The organism is Ruegeria sp. HKCCD6604 (assembly GCF_013110635.1).
Taxonomy (GTDB): domain Bacteria; phylum Pseudomonadota; class Alphaproteobacteria; order Rhodobacterales; family Rhodobacteraceae; genus Ruegeria.
Genome location: NZ_WVQW01000029.1, coordinates 1 through 1184, shown reverse-complemented (window position 1 = coordinate 1184; position 1184 = coordinate 1). Strand labels below are relative to the sequence as shown.

Sequence of the window (1184 nt, the reverse complement as noted above, 5' to 3'; positions counted from 1 at the left end):
GAGCGCACGCCTGATAAGCGTGAGGTCGGAGGTTCAAGTCCTCCTCGACCCACCATCCCCCGCGGGGATGGCCGTATCGGTTAGATCGCTAAGCACTTTTAGAGTGTTTAGCCGTCCAACCGGACGAACATTGACATCGTTAAGAGAGATACAATCAACAATACTGTTGGCCGCCCGCGTGAGGGATTGGCCTCAGTCAGGTGCTGATCTTCTTCGGAAGTGAGGCGAGCTTCAGACCACGTCATGTTTCCTCAGACGTCCTGGAGTATGCCTGGTTGAAAAGACAGTGTTGTCCAAGTCAAGTACACTAACCCGCATGATCGCAAGATCGTGCAACAAGTTCTCAATCACCGACATGATTGAGAGCGGGATAGTTTGCTTTTTGGTTCAGAATAAAGGTGCGGTTTCTTACCAGCTTCCGCACCGTGGCATGAAACACTGTCTTTTTCTGGATCAAATCAAGCGCGAGAAGGGCGTTTGGTGGATGCCTTGGCAGTAAGAGGCGATGAAAGACGTGATACCCTGCGATAAGCTTGGGGGAGCCGGGAATAGGCTTTGATCCCAAGATCTCTGAATGGGGGAACCCACCTGACAGATCGTTATTGTTAGCTCTGCTAATCAATAATGGTTTGAACCAGGTACTTAAGGACTGAATACATAGGTCTTTAAGAGCAAACCCGGGGAACTGAAACATCTAAGTACCCGGAGGAAAGGACATCAATAGAGACTCCGTTAGTAGTGGCGAGCGAACGCGGACCAGCCGAGCCTGATGAGTGACCAGAATGCGTTGGGAAACGCAGCCAGAGCGGGTGACAGCCCCGTATGGGAAGCTCTGAGGGACGTATTAAGTAGGGCGGGACACGTGAAATCCTGTTCGAAGATCGGAGGACCACCTCCGAAGGCTAAGTACTCCTTACTGACCGATAGCGAACCAGTACCGTGAGGGAAAGGTGAAAAGCACCCCGGCGAGGGGAGTGAAACAGTACCTGAAACCGAACGCCTACAATCAGTTGGAGGCCCCTTGAGGGCTGACAGCGTACCTTTTGTATAATGGGTCATCGACTTGGTCTCACGAGCAAGCTTAAACCGCTAGGTGTAGGCGCAGCGAAAGCGAGTCTTAATAGGGCGCATGAGTTCGTGGGATCAGACCCGAAACCGAGTGATCTAGGCATGGCCAGGTTGAA

1 rRNA gene is annotated in these 1184 nt (G+C 52.0%); it reads left to right on the top strand.

What is annotated here, in order from left to right:
* Positions 1 to 456: 456 nt before the first annotated feature.
* Positions 457 to 1184 (top strand): 23S ribosomal RNA (locus GS614_RS21960); the annotation flags it as partial.